Genomic DNA, 9,642 nt, shown 5'->3' with positions numbered 1-9,642 from the left:
GGGGCTGGTGGCGGAAGGCCAGACCGTCAGCGCCAGCCTGTCGGACCCGGACGGGCTCCCGGCACCGGGGGGCGTGAGCTACGCGTTCCAGCTCGACGGCAGCACGGTCGAGACCAACACGTCCGGCCAGTACACCCTCGGCTACGCCGAGGCCGGCAAGGTGCTTTCGGTGGTTGCCAGCTACACCGATGCGCAGGGCCACGCGGACGTCGCCTCGGCCGTGGGCGGCAGCGTGGCGGACGGGGACCGGGCCGGCAGCCTGCTTCTGGCCGGCCTCAGCGATGGCCGGGCCGTCGAGGGACAGAGGCTGACCGCCCGGGTGACGGATGCGGATGGCGACCCGGCGGCCGGCAGCGTCGCCTACGACTTCAAGCTCGACGGGATCGTCGTCGAGACGAACAACACCGGCGTCTATACGCCCGGCTATCAGGATGGCGGCAAGGCGCTCGCCATCGACGCGACCTACACCGATGGTGCGAACCATCCGGGACTCGCGTCCCAGACGCTCGGGGCGATCGTGGACCTGGGATCGCGCGACGCCGTCACGTTCGCGTTCGCCTTCGACGCCTCGCAGGTCCGGATCGAGCAGGGGCGATCGTTCGTCATCGATCCGAGCGGACTGTCACACGACGTCACCGGGATCTCCGAAATCAAGTTCACCGATGGGACCATCGTCGAGAACGATGCCAGCCCGCTGGTCGACGACCTGTTCTACTATGGCAGCAACAAGGACGTCTGGCGGGACGGCATGGATGCCGACACGCACTACGCCCAGTTCGGCTGGCTGGAGGGCCGCGATCCGAACGCGGAATTCTCGACGACGGGCTACCTGGCGGCCAATCCGGACGTCGCGGCCGCGAAGGTGAATCCCCTGACGCATTACGAGACCAACGGCTGGAACGAGGGCCGCGATCCGTCGCTCGGCTTCGACAACGAGCTGTACCTCGCCCGGAATCCGGACGTGAAGGCGGCGGGCATGAATCCCCTGGTCCATTACCTCGCTTTCGGCCAGGCCGAGGGGCGCGAGACCTATGCCGCCGTCGGCCGCGCGCTCGACCTGAACACGCATCCGGGCTTCGACGCGGAATACTACCTGCTGTCCAACCTCGACGTCGCCCAGGCGGCGCTTAAGGCCGGCGGGGACAGCTTCGCCTTCGCCTACCAGCACTACGAGACCAACGGCTGGCACGAGGGCCGCGATCCGAACGCGATCTTCGACACCCAGGGGTATCTGGCGGCCTACCAGGACGTCGCCGCCGCCAACATGGATCCCCTGGCGCACTATCACGACTTCGGCTGGAAGGAAGGGCGGGATCCGTCCGCCGGCTTCCACACGAACGCCTACGAGGCGGCCAACCCGGACGTCCGGGCCGAGCAGATCGACCCGATGCTGCACTACCTGCAGTTCGGCGCGCTCGAGGGCCGATCCCCCCTGGGCTGACGGCCTCGGGCGGCTGGGAGACCCCGGCCGCCCGAGCGGCGCTTGCGGTGAGGATGGGCCGCCCGAGCGACCCCGGGCCTCAGCGCAGGAGGTTCGTCTTCGCCAGGTCGAGGACCGAATCCCCGCGCCCGCTCATCACCGCCCGCAGGACGTAGAGGCTGAAGCCCTTCACCTGCTTGCCGTCGATCTTCGGGGGCATCGAGAGTTCCTGGCGGGCCACCACGCAGTCGAGGAGAGCCGGGCCCGGATGGGCCATCACCGCGCGCACGGCGTCCTCGAGTTCGGCCGGGTCCTCGACCCGGACGGCATGGATGCCGGCGCCGCGGGCCATGGCGGCGAAGTCCGGGTTGTCGAGGGACACGCCCGTCTCGATGTAGCCCGCGGCCTTCATCTCCAGCTCGACGAAGCCGAGGGTGCCGTTGTTGTAGACCACGATCTTCAGGGGCAGCTGCTGCTGGCGCAGGGTGAGGAGGTCGCCCATCAGCATGGTGAAGCCGCCGTCGCCCGAGAGCGACACCACCTGCCGGTCGGGATAGGCCGATTGCGCGCCGATGCCCTGCGCCATGGCGTTGGCCATCGAGCCGTGGACCCAGGAGCCGATCAGCCGGCGCCGGCCGTTCATCTTCAGGTAGCGCGCCGCCCAGATCGTCGGGGTGCCGACATCGGCCGTGAACACCGCATCGTCGTCGGCCGCCTCGCTCACCAGCTTCGTCAGGTATTGCGGGTGGATCGGCGGCTTTGCCGATTTCAGGCCGAACCAGCCCTTGGCGGGCGCCCCGGTGGCGAGGTCGTCGAGGTCCTCGCGCGCCTTGGCGTAGTGCTTCAGGGCGGCGTCGAGATGCTTGCGCTCGGTCTTGACGGTGAGCATCGGCAGGAGGGCCCGGAGGGTGTCGTCCACGTGGCCGACGAGGCCGAGGTCGAGCTTGCACCGGCGCCCGAGCTGGCCGGGGCGGATGTCGACCTGCGCGATCGTCGCGTCCTGCGGGTAGAACTGCCGGTAGGGGAAGTCGGTGCCGAGCATCAGCAGGGTGTCGCAGGACATCATCGCGGCGTAGCCCGACGAGAAGCCGATCAGCCCGGTCATGCCGACGTCGTAGGGGTTGTCGTACTCGACCACGTCCTTGCCGCCGAGGGCATGCACGATCGGACTCTTCAGGGCCTCGGCCAGTTGGAGCAGCTCGGCATGGGCCCCGGCGCAGCCGCGTCCGCACAGCAGGGTGATCCGCTCCGAGCCGTTCAGCAGCGCCGCGAGCGCGTCGAGCTCGGGCTCGGCCGGGCGCACCACGGGCCTGGGCGGAATCAGCCCCGCATTGGGGGCGACGCCGCGGGTGGGCGCGTCCATCAGGGCGACGTCGCCGGGGATGATGACCACGGCGACGCCGGAGAGGCCGATCGCCGCCCGCATGGCGTTCTCCAGCACCTGCGGCAGCTGGGAGGCGTCGCCCACCATCTCGCAGTAGTGGCTGCACTCGCGGAACAGCTCGCCCGGATGCGTCTCCTGGAAGTAGCCCGAGCCGATCTCGGACGACGGGATATGGGCCGCGATGGCCAGCACCGGGGTGCGGGTGCGGTGGCAATCGTAGAGGCCGTTGATCAGGTGGACATGGCCCGGCCCGCAGGACCCGGCGCAGACCGCGAGCTTGCCCGAGAGCTGGCTGTCGGCCCCCGCCGCGAAGGCCGCCACCTCCTCGTGGCGGACATGGACCCAGTCGATGGTGCCCCGGGCCCGCAGCGACTCGGTCAGCGCGTTCAGGCTATCCCCGACGATGCCGTAGATCCGCTGGACGCCCGCCTGGTCCAGGGTGTCGACGATGAGGTCCGCGACGGTGACGATCTTCATGGCGCTCGGCTCCGGTTGTCCCCTGCCGAACCGGATGCCGCACCCGGCGGTTCCAGCCGAGGGTTGTGTCCCACGCGCAGCTGTCATCCGGGGGCGTTGGCGCGGGGCGCGACCTCGTCGCGACCCTCGGCGTATACGCTGCGCGGTTTCCGGCCCCGACTTTTCTCGGGAATGCGGGCAATTTGAGCGACCCGGTTAGGCCGTCCTTGGCGCGGGCCGCCGAATCTGGGCTGTCCGATCTGTCTCGAGATCCGTCCCATGCAAGACCGCCGCGCTGAACCCCGGATCCTGTCCGATGAGACCGGCAGCATCACTCTCGACGAACACACCGAGATCGCCTGCCTGGTCCATGATGTCTCCCTGGGCGGGGTCAGGATCACCCTTCCGGATGCCGCCCGGGTGCCGAGTCCCTTCCTGCTGACGGCGCCACCGCTGGACGGGATCAAGCTCTGCCACGTCGTCTGGCGCACCGACGAAATGATCGGTGTGCAATTCCGCTGACGATCCGCCCGGCGGATCGTGGATACCGAGTCGTAACCACTGGGACTCTACCTTCGCCTCGACCACAACCACATGGCACCCCCGATGGAAGAGAGACGATCCGAGCCCCGCTCCCGCACGTTGCTGACAGGCAAGATCGCGTTGCAGGGTGGCGGCGTGATCGACTGCACGCTGCGCAACCGCTCCGCATCCGGCGCCCGTCTCCGGGTCGCCAGCGTGGTCGGCATTCCCGACCGCTTCACGCTGCTGCTGGAGCTGCAGGGCGAGCGCCGCCCGGCCCGGGTCGCGTGGCGCAAGCCGGGTGAGATCGGCGTCCAGTTCCTCGACGAACCGGCCCTCTAGGACCGGCGGGCTACCAGATCTCGAGGACGGCGAGGCGGTCGGTGGCCGCCACCGTGGGGACCTGCATCGGTGCCAGTCCCGTGACGCTGACGACGCCGTCGTCGCCGAAGCGGTGCAGGCGCAACCGCCGGGGCGGGCTCGAAAGATGGAGCGCCACGGGGCGCGGCGCGCTGTCCGGGCGCGGCGCCCGGGCGTTCCGGTCCCAGCCGTCGAGCCCGAGCCAGACCGGCACCAGCAGGGCGCCGTCCGCCCGCTGGAAACTCGTCGCCACCAGATCGGGCACATCGACCGGCAGCACGACCCCGATGCGGTCTCGGGACGCCGTCGCGTCCTCCGCGCGACCGCCGAACAGGCGGATCAGGCTCCGAACGGCGGCGAAGGACGCGCTCGGCGTGCCGTCATGGGCGATCAGTCCGAACCGGCTCTCCGGATCGGCATCGCCCCCATCGAACGCGGAGATCAGCTCGTAGAGATAGGTCCGGCGTACGCCCTGCAGGTAGCTCCACAGGAGGAGGCGCGGCAGGTAGCGGGCGCGGAGAGCTTCCGAGACCGGCAGGTGGGCGCTCCGGGTGGCCAGCGCCGTGTGATAGCCGGTCTCCGTGACGATGACCGGCGCGGTGCCGAAGACCGGCCGAACGGCCGTGAGGAAACCGCCGAGACTGCCCGCCCCTCGGGTTTCGGGATGCTCCAGCCCCGGATAGGCGTGGACGTTGGCGAGATCGACCGAGGCGGACAGGTTCTCCGCGGCGGCGATGTTGGCCTGGATGTAGCTCGGCCCGGCCACCCGGACGGTTCGGTGCCGCGGGGCGTCCCGCACTGCGCGGAACAGCGCCGCCTGATGCTCCGCGGACAGGCGGGCAAGGCCCGGACGCGCGGCCACCGGCGGCTCGTTGCCGCCCTCCACGACGACGAGCCCGTCGTCGGCCCAGTCGGCGATCTCGGCGAAGCGCTCCGGCGGCACGCGCGGACCGGGGGTCAGGCCGTCATAGAAGACCAGGCTGAAGCGGTAGCCCCGGCGGGCGAGCCCCGCGATCCGCTCGAACTGCCCGGCCGGCTCCGTGCCGACGAGGACGATGTCGTCGCGCAGGTGGCGCACGCCGAGGTCGTCGAGGGCGGCGGCACAGTCGGAAAAGCGCGCGACGTAGGGCGAGCCGCCATGGCCGAGATGCACGTTGATGCCGATGGCGTCGATCAGGTCCTCGCAGCGGTGCGCCGGCGCGGGTGCGGCCTCGATCCGCGATGCGAAGGCCCCCGCCCCAAGGGCCAGGGTCGCCCGGCGGGTGAGCCCGCTCACGCCAGGCTCGCCAGAACGGTGGCCCGGGAATCGGTCTCGACGGGTTTGTGCGCTTCCGTGCGGGTCGCCCGGGCCTCCTGAACCGCCGTCAGGAGGTCGCGCAGGTGATGCCCGAGCAGGGCCTGCGCCGTGGCCGAGCTGAAGTTGTGGTCGACCTCGGGCACGATCGCCACCGGCGCGCCGAGGTGCCGATCGGCCCGACCGGGCGCGCGGCCGAGATAGCGGTGGAGGGCGGCGAGCCCGGGGTCGCCGGCGCTGTAGACCAGGCGGATCTCGGCGCCCCGTCGCCGCAGCCGCGCCACCCGTCGGGCGACGGAGCCGCCGGGGGAGATCGGGTTCACGAGGCGCCGCAGCCGCCGGACGGCCGCATCGAGGCCGCGCTTGGCCAGGGTCGCGCCGATCGCCCGCACGTGGATCTCGCCGCGCAGGAGCCGCCGCCAGGTCGCGCCCCGCTTGAGCAGCGCCGCATAGGTGCCGGTGCTGCCGAACGTCTGGCGGATCACGGCGTCGACGTCCTGATCCGGGTCCCAGTCGAAGCAGTAGGGGTTGATCAGGAGCGCCCCATCGACCCGGGCGTCGCGGCAGAGGGCCTGGAACGCCGCATGGGCGCCGCTGCAATTGCCCATGAGGACGATGGGGCCTCGGACCTCGGCGAGGTGATCGAGGGCACGGCCCACATCCGCGAACCCGTCGGGGGCGTAGGGCGGCCTGCGACCGTCCGACCGGCCGCCGCTGTCGCCGATGCCCGCGAGGTCGAAGCGGAAGGACGGAATGCCGTCGACGGCGAGCCTGCGGGCGAGCGTGGTGGTCTGCCGGCCCCACCCCGAATGCACGGTCATGCCGGTGGAGACGAACACCACCGTCGGCGCGCCCGGATCCTGCCGCCGCGGCGTACAGCGGATGCCGAACAGGTCCGGTTGGAACCGGGCGGGCGTCTCGGACCAGCCGGGGCCGACGAGGTGCGCCGGGCCGAGATCCAGGGGAATGGCCGGACCGGCGATGGTGACGCCGTCCGTTGCGAAGGCGGTGATCCGATCGAAATCCGCCTCCGGGACCTCGGCGAAGATCGGGTCGCCCACGAGAAGCGGAAGGCCCGGCAGCGGCCCCGTCTCGACGGCGCTGCCGAGCGCCGTCAGCCGTCCCGCCAGCGTCCGGGTCTCCGGTGCGAGAAGCAGGGTTCGCGGGGCCGGCGCGCGGGTGATCGCGCCGGCGTCGAGGGCACCGACATCGGTCAGGAAGGCTGCATCCATGCGAAAGCCCCCGACCGACAGGCCGTCCGGATCCGCCTTCGGGGCCGCGCCCTCCGCGACGCCGCCCACCGTCCGGGCGCGAAGCCGCATCTCGCGGAGATAGGCGCGTCCGGTCGCGGCCGGTGCCAGCAGGACCAGGCGGTCGACGCTCTCCTCCTGGGCCGCCAGCAGGGCCAGGTTGGCACCGAGGCGCAGGCCGACGAGGACGATCTCCGTGACGCCGGTCGTCTCGCGCAGGAAGCGCATCGCCCGGCGGATCGCCGCGACGTTGGCCGAAACCCGCACCTCGCCGGGATCGCCGGAGTTGCCCTCCCCCGGATAGTCGAACCGCAGGGTCGGGCAGCCGGCCGCGGCGAGTCGATCCGCCAGGGCGCGCCAAGGGCGATGGGCGGCCATCTGCTCGAACCCACAGGCGCCGCACAAGAGTACGCCGCGCCGGCCCGCGGCCGGGTGGACCCATCCGAACAGGTCGTCGAAGGTCACGGGCATGGCGGCGTCGGGCGCCGCGTGCGTCTCGTGCTCGGGGCGGACCTCACGCGTCATGACCGAACCTCACGCTTTCGCTGCTGTTGAGGGCCGCGATCGCGCCCTGCGGGAGCCGATGGCACCCGGGGAAGCGAACCAGCCGCTCTGTCCCCGGTGCCAGGTGGAAGCCGCTGTCGCAGGGCCGCGCCGCGGAGCTCCGCACGCTCACCCCGAGGGCGAGATGCCCGGTTCCGATGCGCAGGGTCGGTACGGATGCACCGGCCACGGGTTCGACCCGCAGGCCGATCGCCTCGGGAGTGACTGGCCGGGGGCCCGGAAAGTGGAAGCTTTCGGCGACGACCGCGCCGTCCGCATCGGTGAGACGGGCATGCGCGAGGTCGTGGATGCGGGGGCCGAAGCGGTAGCTGTCGGTGGCATCGAAGAAGCGGCCGAGCATCTCGGCGGAGGAGAGGGTCAGCGAGGCGCGCGGGTCGACCGTGATCCCGCGTTCGGCCCGGGCCGCGACTTTGCCGGTGCGATCCGCGAAGATCAGCCCCAAGCGCAGGTCGACCGGCCGGGCGGTCTCGTTGTGGACATGGAGGTGGAGACCGCTCAGGCCCTCGTCCGACAGGGTGACCTGCACCGGGCGGAAGGCGCGCTTCAAGGCGTACCAGCCGGATTTCGGGGTTTGGGTCCAGTCGATCACGCCCCAGCCGGTGCCCGGCCCGAGGTCACGCAGGAACCAGACGAGGCCGCCGGCAGTCGGCGAGCGCGCCCGGCGCCACTCGGCGAAGGTCGCCTCCATCACCTCGGCCACGGCGGCGCGGCCGAGTTCGAGGTAGCGCTCGGGATCGGCGGCGCGCAGGGCGGCGGGATCGACCCCGTAGAGCAGGGCGACATAGTGGTCGCGCACCTGCTCGAAATCCCAGTCGGCGCCCCGGTCGCGGGGGATGCCGCGAGCCCAGAGTGGATCGGCGGGCCCCATCTGCCCGAGCGTCGCCGGTTCCGGCGGGTTGGCGAAAGCGAGGCATTCGCTGGCGAAGCCCACCTCGGCCCGGCGCGCATCCTCCAGAGGGCGGCGATAGGCACCGACGCCGTAATAGTGGGTACAGCCCGCGCTCGGCGAGAACGGTAGGTCGCCGCCCGAGGGCGAGTTCGGTACCACCACGAGGTCGGGACGGGTGCCGGCGACGAGCCCCGGCAGCGTCTCGGTGCAAAAGGCGTCGGCCCAAACCGTCCGCGGCGCCCCGAGCATGGCCGCCTGCTGCCAGACTTCGCTGCCGCCGCAGATCACGGCGAGGCAGGGTGCGAGCTGAGTCCGCTCGAGGATCCCCGACACTTCCCGGTCGAGGCTGGCGGCAAAGCCGGCGGCGTCGTGCGGATAATCGAAATTCGCCAGCATCAGGTCCTGCCAGACGAGGATGCCGGAGGTGTCGCAAAGGTCGTAGAACTCGGGCGAGGGATAGAGGGTGGCGCCGGAGACGCGCAGCATGTTCATGCCGGCCTCGCGCGCAAGGTCGACGAGGATGGCGCCATCCTCGGTGCCGAGGCCGACGAGGTCCGGGGGGGTCCAGTTGGCACCCCGACAGAACACCGGCACGCCGTTGACGGCGAGCGCCAGGCCCTCCGCGAAGGGTCGTGCCAGCGACAGGCTGCGAAAGCCCGTCCGGCCGAGATCGACCGTCGTGCCGTCGATTTCCACGCGCACGGGATGGAGGTGAGGCGTGCCGTGGGTATGGGGCCACCAGGGCGCCACGCCGGGCAGCGCCAGGGTTCCGGTGAACAGATCGGTCTCGGATTCCGTCAGGGTGACCGCGCGCCCGGCGCAATGCAGTGTGACCGATGCGGGATGGCCGTCGATCCGCAGGCGCGCGGCCAGCCGGCCCACGTCGCCGTCATAGGTGGCCCGCAGGTCGGCTTCCACCAAGCCGCGGCGCAAGGGCTCCACCGTGATCGGGCGGTAGGGACCCACGAGGTCGATGTCCGGGCACCAGCCCGGCATGAAGCCGAGGAGGCTCGTTCGGACGTGGCGCAGGGAGCCCGGCGTGATCATGCGGGGGCGCCAGCGCCCGCGTTTGCCCGGGCGGTCGAGCTCCGCCTTGAGCGACCGGAAGCAGAGGCCGAGCTCGGCCCCCGGCCGGAGATCGGCCTCGACGGCGTAGGCCTCGAACATCGAGCGGGAGACCAGCACGGGCATGCCGTCGAGCCACACCTCGGCGAGGGTCGCCAAGCCCTCGAAGCGCAGGCGCACGGGACCGCTTTGGGTCAGCCGGGTCCGGTACCAGACGTCCTGGTCATGGATCGGCATCGGTGCCGACTCCGACCAGCCTCCGGCGTCCCGCAGGGCCGCGGCGACGGTGCCGGGCACCGGGGCGGGGATCCAGTCCGCCGCCTCCGACAGGTCGCCCGGGCCGGCCCAGGCGCCGGGCGGCGTCAGGGCGAGCCGCCAGGGGCCGTCCACGGCCTGCGGTCCCACACCGTCGATGGACCGGATCCTGGCCACGCTCCG

At 71.6% G+C, this 9,642-nt stretch carries 6 protein-coding genes and 1 pseudogene; 3 read left to right on the top strand and 4 right to left on the bottom strand.

Features of this window, described 5'->3' with window-relative positions:
• Nucleotides 1–1,441 (top strand): annotated as a pseudogene (locus ASF20_RS10465) (hypothetical protein); the annotation flags it as partial.
• A gap of 79 nt (nucleotides 1,442–1,520) precedes the next feature.
• Here ASF20_RS10465 and poxB read toward each other — a convergent pair.
• Entirely contained in the window at nucleotides 1,521–3,281 is a 1,761-nt protein-coding gene (gene poxB, locus ASF20_RS10460; protein WP_056273909.1) for a ubiquinone-dependent pyruvate dehydrogenase, read from the bottom strand.
• A gap of 258 nt (nucleotides 3,282–3,539) precedes the next feature.
• On the opposite strand from poxB, the gene ASF20_RS10455 reads away from it, so the two are divergent.
• On the top strand, nucleotides 3,540–3,782 hold the full coding sequence (locus ASF20_RS10455) for a PilZ domain-containing protein (protein ID WP_056221628.1): 243 nt from the start codon (nucleotides 3,540–3,542) through the stop codon (nucleotides 3,780–3,782).
• An 84-nt stretch (nucleotides 3,783–3,866) separates the two neighbouring features.
• Complete coding sequence (locus ASF20_RS10450) at nucleotides 3,867–4,124, top strand: PilZ domain-containing protein (protein WP_056221625.1); 258 nt, start codon at nucleotides 3,867–3,869, stop codon at nucleotides 4,122–4,124.
• A gap of 10 nt (nucleotides 4,125–4,134) precedes the next feature.
• Here ASF20_RS10450 and ASF20_RS10445 read toward each other — a convergent pair whose 3' ends face one another.
• Genes ASF20_RS10445 through ASF20_RS10435 form a run of 3 tightly spaced genes read right to left on the bottom strand, consistent with a single transcriptional unit; the run spans nucleotide 4,135 to nucleotide 9,636 of the window.
• Nucleotides 4,135–5,418 carry a hypothetical protein gene (locus tag ASF20_RS10445; protein WP_056273907.1) on the bottom strand — a complete coding sequence of 428 codons (1,284 nt, stop codon included), beginning with the start codon at nucleotides 5,416–5,418 and terminating at the stop codon, nucleotides 4,135–4,137.
• A complete protein-coding gene (locus ASF20_RS10440; RefSeq protein ID WP_056273905.1) occupies nucleotides 5,415–7,211 on the bottom strand; it encodes an alpha/beta fold hydrolase in 1,797 nt (598 codons plus the stop codon). The genes ASF20_RS10445 and ASF20_RS10440 overlap by 4 nt, the downstream gene beginning before the upstream one ends.
• Nucleotides 7,201–9,636: a glycoside hydrolase family 2 protein gene (locus ASF20_RS10435; RefSeq protein ID WP_056273902.1), complete on the bottom strand. Its 2,436-nt coding sequence runs from the start codon at nucleotides 9,634–9,636 to the stop codon at nucleotides 7,201–7,203. Before ASF20_RS10435 ends, ASF20_RS10440 begins: the two co-directional genes overlap by 11 nt.
• Between the last annotated feature and the right edge of the window lie 6 nt (nucleotides 9,637–9,642).

The organism is Methylobacterium sp. Leaf88, assembly GCF_001422795.1.
Taxonomy (GTDB): domain Bacteria; phylum Pseudomonadota; class Alphaproteobacteria; order Rhizobiales; family Beijerinckiaceae; genus Methylobacterium.
Note: the sequence above shows the minus strand (reverse complement) of the source record. Positions and strands in the feature narration are given on the sequence as shown.